22 protein-coding genes and 1 pseudogene are annotated in these 21,964 nt (G+C 71.6%); 16 read left to right on the top strand and 7 right to left on the bottom strand.

Annotation, left to right across the window (positions count from 1 at the left end; all coding sequences use genetic code 11):
• The first annotated feature begins 10 nt into the window (after positions 1 to 10).
• From BSL84_RS07965 to BSL84_RS07945, 5 genes and pseudogenes are all read left to right on the top strand, one after another.
• A pseudogene (locus BSL84_RS07965) lies at positions 11 to 1,350 on the top strand (amidohydrolase family protein).
• Positions 1,347 to 2,570 carry an amidohydrolase family protein gene (locus BSL84_RS07960; RefSeq protein WP_030029135.1) on the top strand — a complete coding sequence of 408 codons (1,224 nt, stop codon included), beginning with the start codon at positions 1,347 to 1,349 and terminating at the stop codon, positions 2,568 to 2,570. The pseudogene BSL84_RS07965 and the gene BSL84_RS07960 overlap by 4 nt, the downstream one beginning before the upstream one ends.
• A gap of 143 nt (positions 2,571 to 2,713) precedes the next feature.
• Positions 2,714 to 3,625: a sterol desaturase family protein gene (locus BSL84_RS07955; protein WP_045322311.1), complete on the top strand. Its 912-nt coding sequence runs from the start codon at positions 2,714 to 2,716 to the stop codon at positions 3,623 to 3,625.
• Positions 3,622 to 4,305, top strand: a complete 684-nt coding sequence (locus tag BSL84_RS07950) for a lysoplasmalogenase (RefSeq protein ID WP_075970071.1) — start codon at positions 3,622 to 3,624, stop codon at positions 4,303 to 4,305. Before BSL84_RS07955 ends, BSL84_RS07950 begins: the two co-directional genes overlap by 4 nt.
• A 56-nt stretch (positions 4,306 to 4,361) precedes the next feature.
• On the top strand, positions 4,362 to 5,405 hold the full coding sequence (locus BSL84_RS07945; protein WP_045322309.1) for a zinc-dependent alcohol dehydrogenase family protein: 1,044 nt from the start codon (positions 4,362 to 4,364) through the stop codon (positions 5,403 to 5,405).
• 92 nt (positions 5,406 to 5,497) lie between these two features.
• Here BSL84_RS07945 and BSL84_RS07940 read toward each other — a convergent pair whose 3' ends face one another.
• The gene (locus BSL84_RS07940) at positions 5,498 to 7,039 is read right to left on the bottom strand and encodes a S8 family serine peptidase (protein WP_030027936.1); all 1,542 of its coding nucleotides are present in this window, start codon (positions 7,037 to 7,039) and stop codon (positions 5,498 to 5,500) included.
• A 257-nt stretch (positions 7,040 to 7,296) separates the two neighbouring features.
• On the opposite strand from BSL84_RS07940, the gene BSL84_RS07935 reads away from it, so the two are divergent.
• From BSL84_RS07935 to moaA, 3 genes are all read left to right on the top strand, one after another.
• Positions 7,297 to 7,662 (top strand): DUF485 domain-containing protein, encoded by a 366-nt coding sequence (locus BSL84_RS07935; protein ID WP_030027937.1) that lies wholly within the window; start codon positions 7,297 to 7,299, stop codon positions 7,660 to 7,662.
• Positions 7,659 to 9,287 carry a cation acetate symporter gene (locus BSL84_RS07930; RefSeq protein ID WP_075970070.1) on the top strand — a complete coding sequence of 543 codons (1,629 nt, stop codon included), beginning with the start codon at positions 7,659 to 7,661 and terminating at the stop codon, positions 9,285 to 9,287. The genes BSL84_RS07935 and BSL84_RS07930 overlap by 4 nt, the downstream gene beginning before the upstream one ends.
• A gap of 177 nt (positions 9,288 to 9,464) precedes the next feature.
• Entirely contained in the window at positions 9,465 to 10,454 is a 990-nt protein-coding gene (gene moaA, locus BSL84_RS07925) for a GTP 3',8-cyclase MoaA (RefSeq protein WP_030027940.1), read from the top strand.
• 81 nt (positions 10,455 to 10,535) lie between these two features.
• On the opposite strand, the gene BSL84_RS07920 is transcribed toward moaA, so the two are convergent.
• Positions 10,536 to 10,787 (bottom strand): hypothetical protein, encoded by a 252-nt coding sequence (locus BSL84_RS07920; RefSeq protein ID WP_030027942.1) that lies wholly within the window; start codon positions 10,785 to 10,787, stop codon positions 10,536 to 10,538.
• A gap of 178 nt (positions 10,788 to 10,965) precedes the next feature.
• Entirely contained in the window at positions 10,966 to 11,244 is a 279-nt protein-coding gene (locus BSL84_RS07915) for a DUF3099 domain-containing protein (RefSeq protein ID WP_045322322.1), read from the bottom strand.
• A 239-nt stretch (positions 11,245 to 11,483) separates the two neighbouring features.
• Here BSL84_RS07915 and BSL84_RS07910 point away from each other — a divergent pair, with 239 nt between their 5' ends.
• The gene (locus BSL84_RS07910) at positions 11,484 to 11,762 is read left to right on the top strand and encodes a GlsB/YeaQ/YmgE family stress response membrane protein (RefSeq protein WP_045322307.1); all 279 of its coding nucleotides are present in this window, start codon (positions 11,484 to 11,486) and stop codon (positions 11,760 to 11,762) included.
• A gap of 99 nt (positions 11,763 to 11,861) precedes the next feature.
• Here BSL84_RS07910 and tyrS read toward each other — a convergent pair whose 3' ends face one another.
• The 3 genes from tyrS to BSL84_RS07895 form a co-directional block, all read right to left on the bottom strand.
• A complete protein-coding gene (gene tyrS / locus BSL84_RS07905) occupies positions 11,862 to 13,130 on the bottom strand; it encodes a tyrosine--tRNA ligase (protein ID WP_030027946.1) in 1,269 nt (422 codons plus the stop codon).
• Between the two features lie 52 nt (positions 13,131 to 13,182).
• Positions 13,183 to 14,574 (bottom strand): metallopeptidase TldD-related protein, encoded by a 1,392-nt coding sequence (locus BSL84_RS07900; RefSeq protein WP_045322306.1) that lies wholly within the window; start codon positions 14,572 to 14,574, stop codon positions 13,183 to 13,185.
• A 180-nt stretch (positions 14,575 to 14,754) separates the two neighbouring features.
• Complete coding sequence (locus BSL84_RS07895; RefSeq protein WP_420711182.1) at positions 14,755 to 16,317, bottom strand: TldD/PmbA family protein; 1,563 nt, start codon at positions 16,315 to 16,317, stop codon at positions 14,755 to 14,757.
• A 145-nt stretch (positions 16,318 to 16,462) separates the two neighbouring features.
• Between BSL84_RS07895 and fabG the strand changes: the two genes are divergently transcribed.
• From fabG to BSL84_RS07880, 3 genes are all read left to right on the top strand, one after another.
• Positions 16,463 to 17,182, top strand: coding sequence for a 3-oxoacyl-[acyl-carrier-protein] reductase (gene fabG, locus BSL84_RS07890; RefSeq protein WP_030030089.1), 720 nt, complete (start codon positions 16,463 to 16,465; stop codon positions 17,180 to 17,182).
• A 5-nt stretch (positions 17,183 to 17,187) separates the two neighbouring features.
• Complete coding sequence (fabI, locus tag BSL84_RS07885; protein ID WP_030030088.1) at positions 17,188 to 17,958, top strand: enoyl-ACP reductase FabI; 771 nt, start codon at positions 17,188 to 17,190, stop codon at positions 17,956 to 17,958.
• Positions 17,959 to 18,215: 257 nt separating this feature from the next.
• Positions 18,216 to 18,602 carry a hypothetical protein gene (locus tag BSL84_RS07880; protein WP_420711181.1) on the top strand — a complete coding sequence of 129 codons (387 nt, stop codon included), beginning with the start codon at positions 18,216 to 18,218 and terminating at the stop codon, positions 18,600 to 18,602.
• Here the strand turns inward: BSL84_RS07880 and BSL84_RS07875 are convergent.
• Positions 18,583 to 19,323 carry a FadR/GntR family transcriptional regulator gene (locus tag BSL84_RS07875; RefSeq protein ID WP_075970068.1) on the bottom strand — a complete coding sequence of 247 codons (741 nt, stop codon included), beginning with the start codon at positions 19,321 to 19,323 and terminating at the stop codon, positions 18,583 to 18,585. The genes BSL84_RS07880 and BSL84_RS07875 overlap by 20 nt on opposite strands.
• A gap of 79 nt (positions 19,324 to 19,402) precedes the next feature.
• Here BSL84_RS07875 and BSL84_RS07870 point away from each other — a divergent pair, with 79 nt between their 5' ends.
• From BSL84_RS07870 to BSL84_RS07860, 4 genes are all read left to right on the top strand, one after another.
• Positions 19,403 to 20,704, top strand: a complete 1,302-nt coding sequence (locus tag BSL84_RS07870) for a CynX/NimT family MFS transporter (protein WP_075970067.1) — start codon at positions 19,403 to 19,405, stop codon at positions 20,702 to 20,704.
• A 5-nt stretch (positions 20,705 to 20,709) separates the two neighbouring features.
• Complete coding sequence (locus tag BSL84_RS37450; RefSeq protein ID WP_253910784.1) at positions 20,710 to 20,829, top strand: SGM_5486 family transporter-associated protein; 120 nt, start codon at positions 20,710 to 20,712, stop codon at positions 20,827 to 20,829.
• A 305-nt stretch (positions 20,830 to 21,134) separates the two neighbouring features.
• Positions 21,135 to 21,356 carry a hypothetical protein gene (locus BSL84_RS07865; RefSeq protein WP_030031182.1) on the top strand — a complete coding sequence of 74 codons (222 nt, stop codon included), beginning with the start codon at positions 21,135 to 21,137 and terminating at the stop codon, positions 21,354 to 21,356.
• Between the two features lie 82 nt (positions 21,357 to 21,438).
• Positions 21,439 to 21,960, top strand: a complete 522-nt coding sequence (locus BSL84_RS07860) for a SixA phosphatase family protein (protein WP_075970066.1) — start codon at positions 21,439 to 21,441, stop codon at positions 21,958 to 21,960.
• Positions 21,961 to 21,964 lie beyond the last annotated feature (4 nt).

Genomic DNA, 21,964 nt, shown 5'->3' with positions numbered 1-21,964 from the left:
AGCGTCCGCCATGAGCGACACCACGAGCGACAGCACGCGTGACACGGCGAGCGGCACCACGAGCGGCAGCTCGTACGGGGACCCGTACCTGATCATCTCCTCCGACTGCCACGCGGGCCTGCCCACCGAGCTGTACCGCCCCTACCTCGACTCCCGCTTCCACCGACCGTTCGACGACTTCCTCGGCGAGCGGGACGCCCGCCGCGCGGAGGCCACCCGGCTGGGCGTCCGCAACGAGGCCTTCGCCGAGAAGTGGTTCCACGATCACGAGGAAGGCCTGCGGGGAGGCTGGGACACCGGGCAGCGGCTGAAGGAACTCGACGGCGACGGGGTGGCCGCCGAGGTCGTCTTCCCCGACGCGGACGCCGTCGACAGCCGGACCGCGGCCCCCTTCGGCGTGGGCCTCGGGCTCTCCGGCGACCAGGACCCCGAACTCGGCATGGCGGGCGCGCAGGCGCACAACCGCTGGCTGGCCGAGTTCGTCGCGCAGAACCCCGAACGCCACTGCGGCGTCGCACTGCTGCCGATCACCGGCGAGCCGGACAAGGCCGTCGCCGAGATCCACCGGGCCAAGAGTCCGGGCTGGGCGCGCTGATGATCCCCGCCATGTGGGTGGACAAGGCGCCCTACCACGACCGCCGCTACGACCCCGTCTGGGCGGCGGCGGCCGAGACGCGGATGCCGGTCGTCACCCACTCCGGATCCTCACCGCGCCACGAGTACGGCGACCACCTGGGCATCTTCGTCTCCGAGGTCACCTGGTGGCCGGCCCGCCCGCTGTGGTTCCTGCTCTGGTCGGGGGTGTTCGAACGCCACCCGGGCCTGCGCTTCGGCGTCGCCGAGTCGGGCTGCTGGTGGCTGCCGAACCAGCTGTGGTTCATGGACCGGCTCTACCTCGGCGCGCACGGCGGCAAGAAGCTCTCGCCCTTCGAGGAGCTGAAACGACCCCCGAGCGAGTACCTGGACCGCCAGGTCTTCGTCTGCGCGACGAACACGAAGCGGCGCGAACTGGCCCAGCGCTACGAGATCGGCGTGGACAACATCCTGTGGGGCTCGGACTTCCCGCACCCCGAGGGCACCTGGCCCGACACCCGGAACTGGCTGCGCCGGACCTTCCACGACATCCCGGTCGACGAGACCCGGCGGATGCTCGGGCTCGCCGCGGCGGAGGTCTTCGGCTTCGACACGCAGAAGCTGGCCCCGCTCGCCCGCCGGATCGGCCCCACCCCGGCCGAGCTGGGCCAGTCGCCGGACCAGGCGGCGGTGGCGGCCTCCTGGGCGCGCTCGCGCGAAGTGGGCCGGCACTGGCTGACGGACCACGACTTCCCGGTCCTGGGGGTCTCGGGATGACCGGCGGGGACCGCTACACGGTGATCTCGGCGGACTGCCACGCGGGCGCCGACCTCCTGGACTACAAGCCGTACCTGGAGAAGCGGTACCACGACGACTTCGACGCCTGGGCCGCCACCTACGTGAACCCGTACGAGGACCTGCTCGCGGACACCGCGGACCGCAACTGGAACTCCGCCCGGCGCCTGGCGGAACTGGAGGCGGACGGCATCGTCGCCGAGGTCGTCTTCCCCAACACCATCCCGCCGTTCTTCCCCAAGGCCTCCCTGATGGCGCAGCCGCCGACGGCCGCCGAGTACCCGATGCGCTGGGCCGGCCTCCAGGCCCACAACCGCTGGCTGGCGGACTTCTGCGCGGACGCCCCGGGCCGGCGGGCGGGCGTCGCGCAGATCCTCCTCAACGACGTGGACGCGGCCGTGGCGGAGATCCGCCGCGTCCGGGAGGCCGGCCTGACCGGCGGCATCCTGCTCCCCGGCGTGCCGCCCGGCTCGGCGGTCCCCGAGCTGTACTCGGCCGCCTACGACCCCCTCTGGGCGGTGTGCGACGACCTCGACGTCCCGGTCAACCACCACGGGGGCTCGGCGTCGCCGCCGCTCGGCGACGAACCGGCGGCCCGGGCCGTCTTCATGGTGGAGACCACCTGGTTCTCGCACCGCGCCCTGTGGCACCTCGTCTTCGGCGGGGCCTTCCGGCGCCACCCGGGTCTCAAACTGGTCCTGACGGAGCAGGGCTCCGGCTGGATCCCGGGCGTGCTGGAGATGCTGGACTACTACCACGGCCGGCTGGTCGCGGCCTCCTCCACCGCGGAGTCCAAGTTCGGGGCGGGCCTCGCCGAGGCGATGGGCAGGGGCCCGAGCGGGGTCTGGCGGGACAACTGCTTCGTGGGGGCGAGCTTCATGCGCCCCCACGAGGTCCCGCTGCGGGACCGGATCGGCCTCGACAAGATCATGTGGGGCAGCGACTACCCCCACGACGAGGGCACCGCCCCGTACTCCCGCGAAGGCCTCCGCATCGCCTACGCGGGCCTCCCGCGGGAGGAGGTCGCCGCGATGGTCGGCGGCAACGCCGCCCGCGTGTACGGCTTCGACCTGGCGCGGCTCGACGCACTGGCGGCCGAACACGGTCCCCTGGTCGCGGAGATCGCCGAACCCCTGAAGGAGATCCCCCCGGACGCCACGAGCCCGGCCTTCGCCAAGGGCGGCTCGGTCCGCGTCTGGTAGCCCCGCGCTCAGGCCGGGGCGGCTCAGGAGGACCCGAGCCGCCCCGGCGGGAGAGGCCTGCGGTGAACCGTCGGTAACGTCGACGGATACCGATCGGTAACAACCTCTAGCGGCACCCCCGAAGGCGCCTCTATGGTGCGGACATGCCGAACCTGCCCGATGTCGTGCTGTGGTCCATACCCGCCTTCGTGCTGCTCACCGTCATCGAGCTGGTGAGCTACCGCCTCCATCCCGACGAGGACGCGGCCGGCTACGACACCAAGGACGCCGTCACCAGCATCGGCATGGGGCTCGGCAGCATCGGCTTCGACCTCCTCTGGAAGATCCCGGTCGTCGCGGTCTTCACCGCCGTCTACGAACTGACCCCGCTGCGCGTGCCGTTGCTGTGGTGGACCATCCCGCTGATGCTGCTCGCCCAGGACTTCCTCTACTACTGGCAGCACCGCGGCCACCACGTCATCCGCATCCTGTGGGCCTGCCACGTCGTCCACCACAGCAGCCGGAAGTTCAACCTGACCACCGCCCTGCGCCAGCCCTGGACCAGCGCCACGACCTACTGGTTCTACCTGCCGATGGTGGCCGTCGGGGTGCACCCGGCCGTGATCCCGTTCTGCTACGGCATCAACCTGCTCTACCAGTTCTGGGTCCACACCGAGCGCATCGGGAAGCTGCCCCGGGCCTACGAGTACGTCTTCAACACCCCGTCCCACCACCGCGTGCACCACGCCTCCCAGGGCGGCTACCTGGACCGCAACTACGGCGGCATCCTGATCGTCTGGGACCGGATGTTCGGCTCCTGGGTGGGCGAGACCGACAAGCCCGTCTACGGGCTCACCAAGAACATCAACACCTACAACCCGCTGCGCGTGGCCACCCACGAGTACGCCGCCATCGCCCGGGACGTCCGCGCCGCCCGGAGCTGGAGCGAGCGGGCCGGCCGGGTCTTCCGCGGCCCCGGCTGGCAGCCCGCCCCCAGGCCCGAGGCGCCCACCGCGCCCGCCCCGGCCGCCACCGCACCCGCCGCCGACCCGGCCGTACAGGAGACCACCGCGTGAGCACCGAGTCCCCCGGCCGCCCCGCACCCTCCTGGGCCGTCCCGCGGGCGGCGGCCGGCCGGGCGCGCCTCGGCCGCCTCGCGCTCTGCGGGTTCGCCGCCGCCACGGCCGCCGACCTCGGATCACTGCTGGCCGACTGGCACCCCGGGCACGTCATCGCCAAGCCGGTGCTGATGCCGCTGCTCGTCGCCTACGCGATCACGCGCGGAGCGCCCCGCCTGCTGGTCGCCGCCCTGCTGTTCGGCTGGGGCGGGGACCTGGCCCTGCTCTTCGACGCCGAGGCCGCCTTCCTGATCGGCATGGGCTCCTTCGCCGTCGGCCACGTCTGCTACCTCGTCCTCTTCGGCAAGCGGCCAGCTAACCCGCTCCTCGGGGGCGCCTACACCCTGGCCCTCCTCGGGACCGTCTTCCTCCTCTGGGGCGACCTCCCCGCGGACCTGCGCATCCCCGTGGCCGGCTACAGCCTGCTGCTCACCGCCATGGCCTTCCGCTCCAGCGCCCTCGGCCTGCGGGCCGGCCTCGGCGGCGCGCTCTTCCTGCTGTCGGACACCCTCATCGCCACCGGCGTCGCCGCATGGCCGCAGCTGCCCCGCCCCGACTTCTGGATCATGGCCACGTACGTGGCGGCCCAGTACCTGCTGGCCACCGGCGCGACCCCCCGGGAAGCAGGCGTACGGTAGGACGGTTCCACAGTCGTACAAGACTGGACGATTCCTAGCCGGAGGACTGCACCACCATGCGCGCCACCGTCATCCACGCCCCGCACGACATACGCGTGGAGGAGGTGCCCGACGCTGCGATCCAGCGCCCCGAGGACGCCGTCGTCCGCGTCCTGCGCGCCTGCATCTGCGGCAGCGACCTGTGGGCCTACCGCGGCGAGGCCGCGCGCCGGCCCGGGCAGCGCATCGGCCACGAGTTCCTGGGCGTCGTAGAGGAGACCGGCCCGGCCGTCTCCGGCGTGCGCGCCGGAGACCTGGTCGTCGCGCCCTTCATGTGGTCGGACGGCACGTGCGAGTACTGCAAGGAAGGCCTCTACACCTCCTGCGACCACGGCGGTTTCTGGGGTTCGGTCGGCCACGACGGCGGCCAGGGCGAGGCCGTACGCGTCCCGCACGCCGACGGCACTCTGGTGAAGCTGCCCGCCGACGCCGCCGGTGACGACCATCTGCTGACCGGCCTGCTCGCCCTCTCCGACGTCATGGGCACCGGGCACCACGCCGCGCTGGGCGCGGGCGTGCGCGCGGGCTCCACGGTGGCCGTGGTCGGCGACGGCGCGGTCGGCCTGTGCGGTGTCCTGGCCGCCAAGCGCCTCGGCGCCGAGCGGATCATCGCACTGGGCCGCCACACCGTCCGCACGGACATCGCCAGGCTCTTCGGCGCCACCGACGTCGTCGCCGAGCGCGGCGAGGCCGCCGAGGCGGCCGTGCGCGAGCTGACCGGCGGCCGCGGCGCTACTTGCGTCATCGAGGCGGTCGGCACCGAGCAGTCGATGCGCACGGCGGTCGGCATCACCCGCGACGGCGGGGCGATCGGCTACGTCGGCGTCCCGCACGGCAGCGGCACCGGCCTCGACCTCGGGGTCATGTTCGACCGCAACATCACCCTGCGCGGTGGTGTGGCCCCTGTCCGCGCCTACATCCCGGAGCTGCTGGAGGACGTACTGGGCGGCGTGATCGACCCGGCGCCCGTCTTCGACCGCGCCGTCTCCCTGGACGAGGTCCCGGACGGCTACCGCGCCATGGACGACCGCAGCGCGCTCAAGGTGCTGATCAAGCCCTGACCGGGAGTGCCGGGTGCCGGTGCGCCGGAGTGCCGGACGGGCCGGCGGGGAAGCTCCCCGCCGGCCCGTCCGCACGGTGACCGTGCGGCGTACTACTTCACGGCCTTGAGGGCGTCCACGACGCCGTGGCCGTAGTAGCCGGTCTGGCCCCACTTGGCCTGGCAGGTGGTGGCGTTGATCAGCGCGCCCGTGGCGTCGTAGATCTGGGCCGGGCACGCGGCCTTCGTGGACTGCGCCTTCAGCATCGCCTGGATCTGGGAGGGCGAGGCCGCCGGGTGGGCGCTCTTGAGCAGCGCCGCGACACCCGCGACGTGCGGGGCGGCCATCGAGGTGCCCTGCTTGTACCCGTAGCCGCCGCCCGGGACGGTCGACAGCACGCGCCCGTTGGCGTCCGGCGTGGCCGGTACCTGGAACCTGTCGCCGCCGGGGGCGGCGACGTCCACGACCCCGAGGCCGTAGCTGGAGTAGTAGGAGCGCAGGCCCTGGTCGCCGGTCGCGGAGACGGTGACCACGCCCGGCAGCTGCGTGGGCAGGTCCAGGCAGACCTTCGGGTCGATGGTGCGGGTGACCGGGGTGGTGTCGTTCGGGCTGGTGGTGTCCTCCAGGGAGTCGGCCGCCAGGTCCTGGTTGGAGTTGCCGGCGGACGCCACGTGCAGGGTGCCCTTGCGCTCCGCGTACTTGGTGGCCCGGCCGATGGCCTCCACCAGCGCCTTCTGGTCGTCGTCGGTCTTGCAGTTGAAGAGCCACGGGTCGACGTAGTAGCTGTTGTTGGTCACCTCGATCCCCTTCTCGGCGGCGAACATGAAGCCGCAGACGACCGCCTCGGTGTAGAAGAGGCTGGTCCCGGGCTCGCTCACCTTGATCGCGGCGATCTTCACACCGGGCGCCACACCGCTGATGCCGACGCCGTTGCGCGGGGCGCCGATGGTGCCGGCGACGTGCGTGCCGTGGTCGCTGCCGTCGGCGTACGGGCGCCAGGCGCCGTCGGTGGTGTCGGCGACCCCGCCGACGCAGTTGGCCGACTGGCCCTTGGAGAAGTTCGGGGCGAGATCGGGGTGGGTGTCGTCCACACCCGTGTCGATGATGCCGACAGTGACGTCCTGGCTGCCATCGTTGATCTTGTGAGCCTCGTCGGCCTTGATCGTCCGCAGGTCCCACTGGTTGGGTTCGAGCGGCTCCTGACCCTCCTGGGCCCGCGCCGCCGCCTTGGCGGCGTCCGCCTCGCCCAGCAGCTGGGTCGTGCCCTCGTCGGTGGTCTGCACCGCCTGCATCGGGGCCGTCCGGGTGGCGCCGACCGACACGAACAGCCCGCGCTGGGCGCGCAGCTGCTTGGCGAAGTCCGGGTTCTGGGAGTGTGCGACGACGACGCCTATCTGCTCATAGGCCGTCACCACCGTTCCGCCGGCCCGCTCGACGGCCTTCTTCGCCGCCTTCATGGTGGCGTACGTGTTCAGGTTCGCCACGTACGACAGCTTGGGTCCGGTGGTCGTGGCCTTCGCCGCCGCCGTGTCCGCGTTGGCGGCCAGCGGGGCGGCGGAGGCCGACACCGCGGGCAGCAGGGCGAGCGAGGCGGTGAGCGCCAGGCCGACCGGCACGGCCAGGGTGCGCCGGCGGACGGATCCCAGATGAGCCATGGGTTCTCCAGATCATCGTGAAAAAGCCGTCCGCACGCGGTCGCGTCGGACGGGTCCATGACAGGGGAACCTACTGCCGCCGTTCCCCTCTCCGCCATCAGTTCGAGAAATCAGTTCACGAAGAATCCACAGGTGTTGAACCGTCCCGACACGCCGGCCGTGCCGTTGACCAAGGGGGGTCAGCGCCTTCGACCCCGCCCACGGAGGTTGTTTTGTCCGTCGTCCCCACCGCACCTGCGTCACAAGGAGATTCCCCCGTGACCACCGAAGCAGCGCCGCCCCCGGGCAGCGCGGGAACGCCCCTGGCGGGCCCCACGGCCGAAGAGTTCGTGAGCGTCCAGCAGAGCCCCGAGTTCGCCGAACTGCGCCGCTCCTACCGCTCCTTCGCCTTTCCGCTCACCGTGGCCTTCATCGCCTGGTACCTGCTCTTCGTCCTGCTGTCCAACTACGCGGGCGGCTTCATGGGGACCAAGGTCTTCGGCAACGTCAACGTCGCCCTCGTGCTCGGCCTCGCCCAGTTCGCCACGACCTTCCTCATCGCCTGGCTGTACGCGCGCCACGCCGCCGCCAGGCTCGACCCCAGGGCGGCGGCCATCAAGAAGCGGATGGAGACCTCCGAATGAGCGGCATGCACCACCTGACATCGCTCGCCGCGGGCGCCTCCGAGCACCGCCCGCTCATCATCACGCTCTTCGGGCTGTTCGTCGTCGCCACCCTGATCATCACGGTCTGGGCCGGCCGCCAGACCAAGGACGCCGCGGACTTCTACGCGGGCGGCCGCCAGTTCACCGGCTTCCAGAACGGCCTGGCCATCTCCGGCGACTACATGTCCGCCGCGTCCTTCCTCGGCATCGCCGGCGCCATCGCCCTCTTCGGCTACGACGGCTTCCTCTACTCCATCGGCTTCCTCGTCGCCTGGCTCGTCGCCCTGCTGCTCGTCGCCGAGCCGCTGCGCAACTCCGGCCGCTACACGATGGGCGACGTCCTGGCGTACCGGATGCGCCAGCGGCCCGTCCGCACCGCCGCCGGAACGTCCACCATCGTGGTCTCGATCTTCTACCTGCTCGCCCAGATGGCCGGAGCCGGCGTCCTCGTCTCGCTGCTGCTCGGCATCACCAGCGACGGCGGCAAGGTGGCGGTCGTCGCCCTCGTCGGCGTCCTGATGATCCTCTACGTGACCATCGGCGGCATGAAGGGCACCACCTGGGTCCAGATGGTCAAAGCGGTCCTGCTGATCGCGGGCGCCCTGCTGATCACCCTCCTGGTGCTGGTGAAATTCGACTTCAACGTCTCCGAGCTCCTGGGCAAGGCCGCCGAGAACAGCGGACAGGGAGCCAAGTTCCTCGAACCGGGCCTGAAGTACGGCCAGGACTCCACCTCCAAGCTCGACTTCCTCTCCCTCGGCCTCGCCCTCGTCCTCGGCACCGCGGGCCTCCCGCACATCCTGATCCGCTTCTACACCGTGCCCACCGCGAAGGCCGCCCGTAAGTCCGTGAACTGGGCCATCGGCATCATCGGCGCCTTCTACCTCATGACCATCGCCCTCGGCTTCGGTGCCGCCGCCCTGCTGGAGCGCGCGGACATCCTGGCCTCGAACAAGGCCGGCAACACCGCCGCACCCCTGCTCGCCCAGGCGGTCGGCGGCGGCGCGGACTCCACCGGCGGCGCCGTCCTGCTCGCCGTGATCTCCGCGGTCGCCTTCGCCACCATCCTCGCCGTCGTCGCGGGCCTCACCCTCGCCTCCTCCTCGTCCTTCGCCCACGACCTGTACGTGAACGTGATCCGCAAGGGCAAGGCCACCGAGCAGGAGGAGGTGCGCGCCGCCCGCTGGTCCACGGTCGTCATCGGAGCCGTCGCCATCGGCCTGGGCGCCCTGGCCCGCGACCTGAACGTGGCCGGCCTCGTCGCCCTCGCCTTCGCGGTCGCCGCCTCCGCCAACCTTCCGACGCTCCTCTACAGCCTCTTCTGGAAGCGCTTCAACACCCAGGGGGCGCTCTGGTCCATCTACGGCGGACTCGTCTCGGCCGTAGGCCTGGTGCTCTTCTCCCCGGTCGTGTCCGGCAAGCCCACCTCGATGTTCAAGGACGCCGACTTCTTCTGGTTCCCGCTGGAGAACCCGGGCATCATCTCCATCCCCCTCGGCTTCCTCCTGGGATGGCTGGGCACCGTCCTCACCAAGGAGAAGGCCGACCCCGAGAAGTTCGCCGAGCTGGAGGTGCGCTCCCTCACCGGCACCGGGGCGCACTGACACCGCCCGAACACCGGCAGTGGCCGTGTCGTAGGTCCCTACGACACGGCCGCGTTACCTCTCGTTCATTCGGGCACCACGGAACGACACATGCGTCACGTAGGCTCGAAAGAGAACGCGTGGAGTGGATCCCACGTCGCGCGTATGTCTACTTCCGGACAGGGGAGGGGGCCCACAGTGCTTCTCGACACCTATGGCCGCGTGGCCACTGACCTGCGCGTCTCGCTCACCGACCGGTGCAACCTGCGCTGCACGTACTGCATGCCCGAAGAGGGCCTGCAATGGCTCGGCAAGTCCGATCTGCTGACCGACGAGGAGATCGTCCGGCTGATCCGCATCGCCGTCACCCTGCTCGGCATCACCGAGGTCCGCTTCACCGGCGGCGAACCGCTGCTGCGTCCCGGACTGGTCGGAATCGTCGAGCAGTGCGCGGCGCTGGAGCCCCGCCCCAGGATGTCGCTCACCACCAACGGCATCGGCCTCAAGCGCACCGCGCAGGCCCTCAAGAGCGCCGGCCTGGACCGGGTGAACGTCTCCCTGGACACCCTGCGCCCCGAGGTCTTCAAGACCCTCACCCGCCGCGACCGCCACAAGGACGTCATCGAGGGCATGGCCGCCGCCCGCGAGGCCGGCCTGACCCCGGTCAAGGTCAACGCCGTGCTCATGCCCGGCCTCAACGACGACGAGGCCCCCGACCTGCTGGCCTGGGCCGTCGAGAACGAGTACGAACTCCGCTTCATCGAGCAGATGCCCCTCGACGCCCAGCACGGCTGGAAGCGCGACGGCATGATCACCGCCGGCGACATCCTGGAATCGCTGCGCACGCGCTTCACGCTCACCGAGGAGGGCGCCGACGAGCGCGGCTCCGCGCCCGCCGAGCGCTGGGTCGTCGACGGCGGCCCCGCCACCGTCGGCGTCATCGCCTCCGTCACCCGCCCGTTCTGCGGCGCCTGCGACCGCACCCGGCTCACGGCCGACGGCCAGATCCGTACGTGCCTGTTCGCCACCGAGGAGTCGGACCTGCGCTCCGCCCTGCGCTCGGGCGCCCCGGACGAGGAGATCGCCCGCCTGTGGAAGGTGGCGATGTGGGGCAAGAAGGCCGGCTCCGGCCTCGACGACCCCTCGTTCCTCCAGCCCGACCGACCCATGTCCGCGATCGGCGGCTGACCCGCGAGGCACGGACCGGCGCACACCGGTCCGGGCGGGTCCGCGCCGGTCCGTACCGGCGGACCGGCCCGCCGCAGCGGATCAGCGCGGGCGCTCCGAGCCCTCGGGCTGCACCCACTCCTCCAGCTTCACGACGTCCTTGAGGAAACCGCGCACCCCCAGGAACTGCGAGAGGTGTTCGCGGTGCTCCTCGCACGCCAGCCACGTCTTGCGCCGCTCCGGCGTGTGCAGCGTCGGGTTGTTCCACGCGAGGACCCAGACGGCCGCGTCACGGCAGCCCTTGGCCGAGCAGGTGGGGATCTCGTCAGGAGTGGGGGAGTCGGAGGAAGTCACGACCTCACCCTAGTGCTGTGGCCGGAACGGTTTGCCGGGCGCGGTGTTGGTTCGTGCCGGAATGGCGACGCCGAGCAGCCACGGGGGGAGCTGCCCGGCGTCGGTCCGTCGCTCCGACGGGGGATGCGGAGCGCGTGAGCAGTATGTCACGCAGGACCGGGTGGAGTGCACCGGAACTTCATGATTGATCTGAGGTTTTCTTGAGGTTTCCCGCGTCCAGCTCCGGACGGACCGGAGCCGGAAGGAAGTGCGAGGGCAGCGACGGTGTCGACTCGCGGCCCGCGTTGGCGATGACCACGGCCACATAGGGCAGCAGGGCACCCGCGACGAGCGTCACGACCGCCACGGGGCGGGAGACGTTCCACAAGAGCACGGTCGCGATGACCGACAGGGTCCTGACCGTCATCGAGATCACGTAGCGTCGCTGGCGGCCCCGCACGTCCTCGGCGAGACCCATCCGGGCGCCGGTGATCCGGAAGACCTCGGCCCCGTTCCGCTTCTGTCGGTTCACCCGTTCCACGTCCTACCACCTGATCGCCGGCCGGGCGTTCCCCGGCCCGGACCCTTCCACGGTACGCCGCCCCCGCCGCCGTGCGGAAAGGGGGGACCCCCACGGCGCCGCCCGAAATGCGGGTCACGCCGGCCGGGCCGAAACTGGGGCGAACGTGCGCACACCGCGCCGGGAGGAGGCTGGACATGAGCTGGTTGTGGGCGATCATCGTCGGTTTCGTGCTGGGCCTGCTGGCCAAGGCCATCCTGCCGGGCAAACAGCACCAGCCCCTGTGGCTGACCACGCTGATGGGCATCATCGGCAGCGTCCTCGGCAACGCGGTCGCCGCCTGGATCGGGGTCGCCGACACCCGCGGCATCGACTGGACCCGCCACCTGCTCCAGCTCGCGGGCGCGGTCCTCTTCGTCTTCCTCGGCGAGATGGCCTACAAGGCGATGCGCGGAGGCAGCCGCCGGACGACCTGAGCGGCACCCGCGGCACATGCGGGAGGGGCCGGCCGGACCGTGCGGTCCGAACCGACCCCTCCGCCGTGTGCCGTACGGGGCCCACGCGCCGGGGGCGCGTCAGGCGCCGGCGACCTCGACCGCCGCCAGGTTCTTCTTGCCCCGGCGCAGGACCAGCCAGCGGCCGTGCAGCAGGTCCTCCTTCGCGGGCACCGCGTCCTCGGCGGTGACCTTCGTGTTGTTCACGTAGGCGCCGCCCTCCTTCACGGTCCGGCGAGCCGCCGACTTGCTCGCGACCAGGCCCGTCTCCGCGAAGAGGTCCACCACCGGGGCCAGATCCGACACCTTGGCGTGCGGCAGCTCGGACAGGGCCGCGGCCAGCGTGGCCTCGTCCAGCTCCGCCAGGTCGCCCTGGCCGAACAGCGCCCGCGACGCCGCGATCACGGCGGCGCACTGGTCGGCGCCGTGCACCAGCGTGGTCAGTTCCTCCGCCAGCGCCCGCTGGGCGGCCCGCGCCTGCGGCCGCTCGGCGGTCTGCGCCTCCAGCTCCTCCAGCTCCTCACGCGACCTGAAGGACAGGATCCGCATGTAGGTGGAGATGTCCCGGTCGTCCACGTTCAGCCAGAACTGGTAGAACGCGTACGGCGTGGTCATCTCCGGGTCCAGCCAGACGGCTCCGCCCTCGGTCTTGCCGAACTTGGTGCCGTCCGCCTTGACCATCAGCGGGGTCGCCATCGCGTGGACGTGCGCGTCCGGCTCGACCCGGTGGATCAGGTCGAGGCCGGCCGTCAGGTTGCCCCACTGGTCCGACCCGCCCTGCTGGAGGGTGCAGCCGTGGCGCCGGTACAGCTCCAGGAAGTCCATGCCCTGGAGCAGCTGGTAGCTGAACTCCGTGTAGCTGATGCCCTGGTCCGACTCCAGCCGCTTGGCGACCGAGTCCTTCGTCAGCATCTTGTTGACGCGGAAGTGCTTGCCGATGTCCCGCAGGAACTCGATGGCGGACATGCCCGCCGTCCAGTCCAGGTTGTTGACCATGACCGCGGCGTTCTCGCCCTCGAAGGACAGGAACGGCTCGATCTGCGAGCGCAGCCGGTTCACCCACTCCGCGATGACCTCGGGGTCGTTCAGGGTGCGCTCGGCCGTCGGACGGGGGTCACCGATCTGACCGGTGGCCCCGCCGACCAGCGCGAGCGGCCGGTTGCCCGCCAGCTGCAGCCGCCGCATCGTGAGCACCTGCACCAGGTGGCCGACGTGCAGCGAGGCGGCGGTCGGGTCATAGCCGCAATAGAACGTGACCGGACCGTCCGCGAAGGCCTTGCGCAGCGCTTCTTCGTCGGTGGACTGGGCGAAGAGCCCGCGCCACTTCAGTTCGTCGACGATGTCCGTCACGGTCTCTCGACTCCTTACGTTTTGTGGAAATGCCGTGCTCAGTCTAGGTGGGTCAGACGCCCTTGCTCACCGAACTCATGTTGAAGTCCGGGATGCGGACAGCCGGCATCGCGGCCCGCGTGAACCAGTCGCTCCACTCGCGCGGCAGGGTCTTCTCCGTGCGGCCCGCCTCGGAGGCCCGCGACAGCAGGTCAACGGGGGACTCGTTGAAGCGGAAGTTGTTCACCTCGCCCACGACCTGCCCGTTCTCCACCAGGTAGACCCCGTCCCGGGTCAGGCCCGTCAGCAGCAGTGTCGCCGGGTCCACCTCGCGGATGTACCACAGACAGGTCAGCAGCAGGCCCCGCTCGGTGTCCGCGACCATCTCGTCGAGGGACTTCTCCCCGCCGCCGTCCAGGATCAGGTTCCCGAAGCCGGGGGAGACGGGCAGGCCGGTCAGGCCGGCCGTGTGCCGGGTCGTCGACAGCCGGGCCAGCTCGCCGTCGCGGATCCACTCGGTCGCCGGGACCGGCAGGCCGTTGTCGAAGGCCGAGACGTCGTCGCCGGAGCTGTGCGCGATGACGAACGGCGCGAACTCCAGGCCCGGCGCGTTCGGGTCGCTGCGCAGCGTCAGCGGCAGGTCGGTCAGCCTCTCGCCGAGCCGGGTGCCGCCGCCGGGCTTGGAGAAGACCGTACGGCCCTCCACCGCGTCCCGGGCCGACGCCGACCACATCTGGTAGATCAGCAGGTCCGCCACTGCCGTCGGCGGCAGCAGCGTCTCGTACCGCCCGGCGGGCAGGTCGATCTTCCGCTCGGCCCAGCCGAGCCGCACGGCCAGCTCGGCGTCCAGCACGGTCGGGTCCACGTCCTTGAAGTCCCGGGTGGCCCGGCCGGCCCAGGCCGAGCGCTGCCGGTCCGGGGACTTCGCGTTGAGCTCCAGGGTGCCGTTCGGCTGGTCGTGGCGCAGCCGCAGGCCCGTCGAGGTGCCGACGTACGTGGAGACCAGCTCGTGGTTGGCGAAGCCGTACAGCTCCCGGCCGCCCGCCCGGGCCCGGGCGAAGGCCTCGCCGAGGGCCGGCGCGAAGTCCGCGAACACGGCGGAGGTGGTCTCGGCCGGGGCGTCGGTGAAGTCCGGCGACACCGGCGTCCCGGTGACCAGCGGCTGGGCGTCCTCGGCGGGCCCGGCGCCCCGCGCGGCCGCCTCGGCGGCCCGTACCAGCGGCTCCAGGTCCTCGGCGGTGACGGCGGAGCGCGACACGACCCCCGAGGCCGTGCCCTCCTTGCCGTCGACCGTGGCGATGACGGTCAGGGTCCGGCCGCGGGTGACGCCGTTCGTCGTCAGGGCGTTGCCCGCCCAGCGCAGATTGGCGCTCGACTCCTCGTCGGCGATGACGACGCAGCCGTCGGCGGTGGACAGCTCCAGGGCCCGCTCGACGATCTCGTGCGGCTTGGTCGATCGGCTCATCGGCCGGCCTCCTGCGTGGTGTTCAGACTGTGCTGTCCCGGGTGGCGACCCCCGGGCCCCCGGCAGATCTCGTGGCTGACGCGCGTGGTCATCGGCCGGCCTCCTGCGTGGTGTTCAGACTGTGCTGTCCCGGGTGGCGACCCCCGGACCCCCGGCAGATCTCGTGGCTGACGCACGTGGTCATCGGCCGGCCTCCTGCGTGGTGTTCAGGATGTTCACGTCGCGGAACAGCGCGGACGGGCAGCCGTGCGAGACCGCCGCGACCTGGCCCGGCTGGGCCTTGCCGCAGTTGAAGGCACCGCCCAGGACATAGGTCTGCGGGCCGCCGACCTTCTCCATCGAGCCCCAGAACTCGGTGGTGGTGGCCTGGTAGGCGACGTCACGCAGCTGACCGGCCAGCCGGCCGTTCTCGATCCGGAAGAACCGCTGCCCGGTGAACTGGAAGTTGTAGCGCTGCATGTCGATCGACCAGGAGCGGTCGCCGACCACGAAGATCCCGCGCTCCACCCCGCCGATCAGGTCCTCGGTCGACAGGCCTCCGGGATCGGGCTGGAGCGACACGTTCGCCATCCGCTGCACGGGCACGTGCCCGGGGGAGTCGGCGAAGGCGCAGCCGTTGGAGCGCCCCAGGCCGGTCAGCTTCGCGATCCGCCGGTCCAGCTGGTAGCCGACCAGCGTGCCGTCCTTGACCAGGTCCCAGCTCTGCGCCTCGACGCCCTCGTCGTCGAAGCCGACGGTGGCCAGCCCGTGCTCGGCGGTCCGGTCACCCGTCACGTTCATGATCGGAGAGCCGTACCGGAGCTTGCCGAGCTGGTCGAAGGTGGCGAAGGAGGTCCCCGCGTACGCCGCCTCGTAGCCCAGCGCCCGGTCGAGCTCGGTGGCGTGGCCGATGGACTCGTGGATGGTGAGCCACAGGTTGGACGGGTCCACCACCAGGTCGTAGCGCCCGGCCTGCACGCTCGGCGCCCGCATCTTCTCGGCGAGCAGGCCCGGGATCTCCTCCAGCTCGGCGTTCCAGTCCCAGCCGGTGCCGGTCAGGTACTCCCAGCCGCGCCCGGCGGGCGGTGCGATGGTGCGCATCGAGTCGAACTCGCCGGTGGTGCCGTTGACCGCGACCGCCGTGAGCTGGGGATGGATCCGGACCCGCTGCTGGGTTGTCGTGGTGCCCGCGGTGTCGGCGTAGAACTTGTTCTCGTGCACGGCGAGCAGCGAGGCGTCCACATGCGCGACGCCGTCGGCCGCCAGCAGCCGGGAGCTCCAGTCGGCGAGCAGCGCCGCCTTCTCGGCGTCCGGCACCTCGAAGGGGTTCACCTCGTAGGCGGAGATCCACGTCCTGTCCGCGTGCACCGGCTCGTCGGCGAGCTCCACGCGCTCGTCCGAACCGGCGGCCTTGATCACCTGGGCCGACAGCTTCGCCATGGCCACGGCCTGCGAGGCCACCCTTGCGGCGCCGTCCATGGTCAGGTCGACGCCGGAGGCGAAGCCCCAGCTGCCCCCGTGTACGACCCGGACCGCGTAGCCGAGGTCGGTGGTGTCGGACCCGCCGGAGGGCTTGGCGTCGCGCAGCCGCCACGAGGCGCTGCGGATCCGCTCCAGCCGGAAGTCGGCATGGTCGGCGCCCAGCGCGCGGGCCCGGGCGAGCGCCGCGTCGGCGAGCGCCCGCAGGGGCAGCGCGGTGAAGGCCGCGTCGATGGAATGGGGCACGGAAGTCCTCCCGGGGTCGGGGACGGTCGCCCCGATCATGTCGCGCTCGGGGCCCTTGTGCCTACATCTTTCTGTAGGGACTCGACAGAGCCCGCCGCGAGGCCCTGTCGGGGCTCGATTCTCCGTACGAGCGGCGCGACCTATAGGTTTTCGGTATTCAGACCGCTAGCGAAAGGGTGATCCGTTGAGCCGCTCGGTTCTCGTCACCGGAGGAAACCGGGGCATCGGCCTCGCCATCGCCCGAGCCTTCGCGGAGGCCGGCGACAAGGTCGCGATCACGTACCGGTCGGGTGAGCCGCCGCAGGCCCTCACCGAGCTCGGTGTCCTGGCGGTGCGGTGCGACATCACCGACTCCGAGCAGGTGGAGCAGGCCTACAAGCAGGTCGAGGAGGCGCACGGCGCGGTCGAGGTGCTCGTGGCCAACGCCGGCATCACCAAGGACACCCTGCTGATGCGCATGTCCGAGGAGGACTTCTCCTCGGTCCTCGACACCAACCTCACCGGCACCTTCCGGGTGGTCAAGCGCGCGAACCGGGGCATGCTCCGGGCCAAGAAGGGCCGCGTCGTCCTGATCTCCTCGGTCGTCGGGCTCATGGGGTCGGCGGGGCAGGCCAACTACGCCGCCTCCAAGGCCGCGCTGGTCGGCTTCGCCCGCTCGCTCGCACGCGAGCTGGGCTCCCGCAACATCACCTTCAACGTCGTCGCGCCCGGCTTCGTGGACACCGACATGACGAAGGTCCTCACCGACGAGCAGCGCGCGGGCATCGTGGCGCAGGTGCCGCTGGCCCGCTACGCGCAGCCCGAGGAGATCGCGGCAGCCGTCCGCTTCCTGGCGTCCGACGACGCCGCGTACATCACCGGAGCCGTCATTCCCGTTGACGGCGGATTGGGCATGGGTCACTGATCACCATGAGCGGAATCCTCGAAGGCAAGCGCATCCTCGTCACCGGTGTGCTGATGGAGTCCTCCATCGCCTTCCACGTCGCCAAGCTGGCCCAGGAGCAGGGCGCCGAGGTCATCCTGACCGCGTTCCCGCGTCCGACGCTGACCGAGCGCATCGCGAAGAAGCTGCCCAAGCCGGCCAAGGTCATCGAGCTCGACGTCACCAACGACGAGCACCTGGCCCGCCTGGAGCAGGTCGTCCGCGACGAGCTCGGCGGCCTCGACGGCGTCGTCCACTCGATCGGCTTCGCCCCGCAGGACGCCCTCGGCGGCAACTTCCTGAACACGCCGTTCGAGTCGGTCGCCACCGCCATGCACGTCTCGGCCTTCTCGCTGAAGTCGCTGACCATGGCCTGCAAGCCGCTGTTCCCGGCGGAGGGCGCGGCCGTCGTCGGCCTCACCTTCGACGCCCAGTTCGCTTGGCCGCAGTACGACTGGATGGGCCCGGCCAAGGCCGCCCTGGAGGCCACCAGCCGTTACCTCGCCCGCGACCTGGGCAAGGAGAACATCCGCTGCAACCTGGTCTCGGCCGGCCCGATCGGCTCGATGGCCGCGAAGTCCATCCCGGGCTTCGGCGAGCTGGCGGACACCTGGAACCACCGCTCCATGCTGGAGTGGGACATGAGCGACCCGGAGCCGGCGGGCCGCGGCGTCGTCGCGCTGCTGTCGGACTGGTTCCCCAAGACCACCGGCGAGATCGTCCACGTGGACGGCGGCCTGCACGCGATGGGCGCCTGACCCCCGGTCAGGACCCCGTTCCCGTACGGCGGCGGCCGCGCTTCCCCCCTCGGGGAGGCGCGGCCGCCGCCGTTTCGCTGCCTGCGCCGTCGGTGCGGGCTTCGGTCACATGTTCACCGGCTGACCGGATCTTCCCGAGTCGAAAACCGGGACAGATGCCTGCAAACTGGCCAGGTCGGGATCTTCCCGGCTCCGGCGGGGAGGAGGCAGGAGTGCGCACCAGGCCGAGCCGAGCGGTATCCATACTGGTCACATCGGTGATCGCCACCGGACTCCTGATCCCGGCCGTCGCCGCGCAGCCTTCCGGGGAGGGGGCCGCCTCCGGCCCCGAGGTGACGGGCCCGGCCGTCGTGGACTACTCCGACATCCCCGCCGAGCCGCCCGTGCAGCCCCCGCCGGCCGCGGCCCGTGAGCTCTTCGGCGCCGACTGCGCCACCTCGATCGAGGGCTCCCTGGTGACCGCGCACTGCCACAACGCCTACCCCGAGACCGACCTGGTGAGCCTGCACGTGGAGTGCGACCGCTGGTGGGACCTCGACGGCGACGGCGCGGCCGTGGCCGTGGGCCCGGCCGGCCGGGCCGAGCTCACCGGGCGCTGCTGGAAGGAAGTCCGCGCCGCCTGGGTCAGCCACCGACGGGCGTGACCGGGGCTCGCTGAACGCCCTTGCCGCTGTCACCGCTGCTGCCGCCCGTGCCGTCCTTGCCGAGGCAGACGAAGGGGTAGCCCGCGGCTTCCGAGGCCGCCGCGTCCCCGTCCCCGCGCCGGATCGCCTCGATCAGTTGACCGTGGTCGAGGTGGGCGGCCGGCTCCAGCACGGTGCCCACGTCGGCCCTCAGCCAGTCGGCCACCAGCTCCCCGAGGTCCGCGTACAGCTCGATCAGCACGTCGTTGTGCGAGGCCGTCACCACCGCCATGTGCAGGCTCACGTCCGCCGCGACGAAGACCTCCGCGTCCCCGCCCGCCCAGGCCTCCTCGCGGCGCGCCAGCAGCGCGTCCAGCTGGAGCAGGTCCCGCTCCGTACGCCGCTCGGCAGCCAGTCGGGCCGCCGAGGACTCCAGCGTCGAGCGCACCTCGGCGATGTGCCTCGGCTCGGCCCCGGCGAAGCGCCGGTGCATGACGCCGGCCAGCTCGCTGGTGGCGACGACGTACGTGCCCGAGCCCTGCCGGATGTCGAGAAGGCCGTTGTGGGCCAGTGCCCGCACCGCCTCCCGCACGGTGTTGCGCGCGACGCCCATCAGCTCCACCAGCTCCGGCTCGGTAGGGATGCGCGAGCCGACCGGCCACTCGCCGGAGGTGATCTGGTTGCGCAACTGGGCGATCACCTGATCGACGAGCGCGGAGCGCCGGGGCGAGGTCAGCGGCATGGGTTCCTCACGCGGATGGGGGCGGAGCGGGCTGCGAGCGACTGGACAACCAATCATCCCATGATTCTATGATGGTTCAATGTCCGACGAAGAAACCACGACGCTCGCCCGGCCCGCCGCAGACCGTGCCACGGTCGCCACCCCGCACACCACGGCGCAGCCGACCTGGCTCGGCCCGGTCCTCATCGTCGGAATCGTGCTGGCCGCACTCAACCTGCGCCCCGCCATCACCAGCCTCGGCGCCCTCTTCGAGGAGACCCGCACCGGCCTGGGCATGAGCGGCACCGTCGCCGGACTGATCACCTCCGTCCCGGCCCTGTGCTTCGCCGTCTTCGGCGTCACCGCACCGCGGCTCTCCCGCCGCTTCGGCCCGGTCGCCGTCGTCTGCGCCGGCATGGCCGCCGTCGCCGCCGGACTGCTGATCCGCCCCTTCGCCGACGGCGCAGCCGGCTTCCTCGCGGCCAGCGCCCTGTCCCTGGCCGGCATCGCCCTCACCAACGTCCTGCTCCCGGTGATCGTCAAGCGCTACTTCCCGGACCGGGTCGGCACCATGACCGGCCTCTACTCCATGGCCCTGGCCGCCGGCACCTCGCTCGCCGCGGCCGCGACGGTACCGCTGACCGGCGCCCTCGGGGGCAGCTGGCGCACCGGCCTGCTGATGTGGGCCTCCCTCGCCATCGCCGCCGTGCTGCTGTGGCTGCCCATCGCCCGCGCCGCCCGGGCGGCGGACCGGGCCGCGGACACCGCCGCCGGCCCGGGCGTGAGGGCCGCCGTACGGGCCGACGCCGGCCCGCGGATCACCCGTAGCCGGACGGCCTGGGCCCTGGCCTGCTACTTCGGCCTCCAGGCCACGGGCGCGTACATCACCATGGGCTGGCTCCCGCAGATCTTCCGCGACGCCGGCGTCTCCGCGTCCACCGCCGGCGTGCTCCTCGCCGTCACCATGGTCATGGGCGTCCCGCTCGCCTTCGTCATACCGGGCCTGGCCGGCCGGATGCGGAACCAGGGAGCCATCGCCGTCACCCTCGGCGTCTTCGGCCTCACCGGCTACCTCGGCCTCTACTTCGCCCCCGCCGCCGGAGCCTGGGCCTGGGCGCTCCTGCTCGGCGTCTCCAACTGCGCGTTCCCGCTCGTCATCACCATGATCGGGCTGCGTGCCAAGTCCCCGGCCGGCGTGGTCAAGCTGTCCGCCTTCGCCCAGAGCACCGGCTACCTCATCTCCATCCCCGGCCCGCTCGTCATCGGCACCCTCTACCAGCACAGCGGCGGCTGGGACCTGCCGCTCGCACTGATGGCGGGCCTGCTCGTGCCGCAGATCGCCCTCGGCGTCCTGGCAGGGCGGGACCGCACGATCGAGGACGAATGCGGCGTGCGAAACTGACTCCCATGTCGCCCGTACTCGAACCGAACCCGCAGGACGGCCGCAAGAAGCTCGGCCTCGTCCTCGGTGCCTTCCTCGGCATCACCGTGATCATCTCCGTCATCGCGACGATCGCCTCCCCGTAGGCGTGGTAGGGCTTTCCCCGCCACCCCGGAGGGGGTGTCTCGCCGATCACGCCGGGCTCGCGTCGGCTGGTGCCGCACCTCGCCGCGTTGTCCTCGGTCGCCGACGCTCCGCGTCGCCTCCCTCGTCCGCCTTGCGATGCACGACACCAGCCGGCGCTTCCTGATCCGGCCTGATCGGCGAGACGCCCCCTAGGGGGCCAGCCTCAGGGTGAAGTGGGGTGTGCCCCCGATGGGAACCGCCGTCCCGGATCCGTAGATTCGAAGGCAGCGAGTCCAGTCCGGTCCACACACCCACGGAGGCGGCCATGTCGGCCCCCACGCGCACACGGTCCCTCCCGCCCGCCCGCCGGGCGGGCGCCGCCACTGCCGCGAGCACCCGGCTGCACTGGTGGGCGCCGGCCCTGCCCGCACTCGCCTTCAGCCTGCTCCTGCTGCTTCTCGCCGGATCCGGCGAGGCCCACGCCGCCACCGGCGAGGTCTCCGGTCTCGTGCAGGTCGCACAGCAGCTCCTGCGCGCCGTCGGCTGACCTTCCGAGCGCCCCCACCACCCGGTACGAGCCCGCTCAACCCCCTGCGCCCCATGGTCCGTTTCGTGCGAAGCTGGGAGCCATGAGCGCAGAGACAACCCGCAGGATCGCCCTCCTCCGGCACGCCAAGGCCGACTGGCCCGAGGTGTCCGACCACGACCGTCCGCTGGCGGAACGCGGCCGCCAGGACGCGCCGGCCGCCGGTCTGAAGCTCGCCGACACCGGCATCGCCTTCGACCTGGCCCTCTGCTCCACCGCCGCCCGTACCCGCGAGACCTGGAAGCTCGCCGTCCAGGAGATGCCGCAGCGGCCGAAGACCCACTACGAGGAGCGGATCTACGACGCCTCGCCGGGTGAGCTCATCGCCCTGCTGAACGAGGTCTCCGACGAGGTCTCGGACCTCCTCGTCATCGGCCACAACCCCGGCATGCACGCCCTCGCCGACGCCCTGTCCGGACGCGCGGAGGGCGACGCCCTGGCACGGATGACCCGTACGGGATTCCCCACCGCCGCGCTCGCGGTCCTCTCCTTCACCGGCTCGTGGAAGTCCCTGGAGCACGGGGTGGGCACCCTGCTGGACTACTGGACCCCCAAGGGCCACTGACCGG

Source organism: Streptomyces sp. TN58, from assembly GCF_001941845.1.
Lineage (GTDB): Bacteria > Actinomycetota > Actinomycetes > Streptomycetales > Streptomycetaceae > Streptomyces.
The sequence above is the reverse complement of the archived record's forward strand: the minus strand, read 5'-3'. Positions and strand labels throughout refer to the sequence as shown.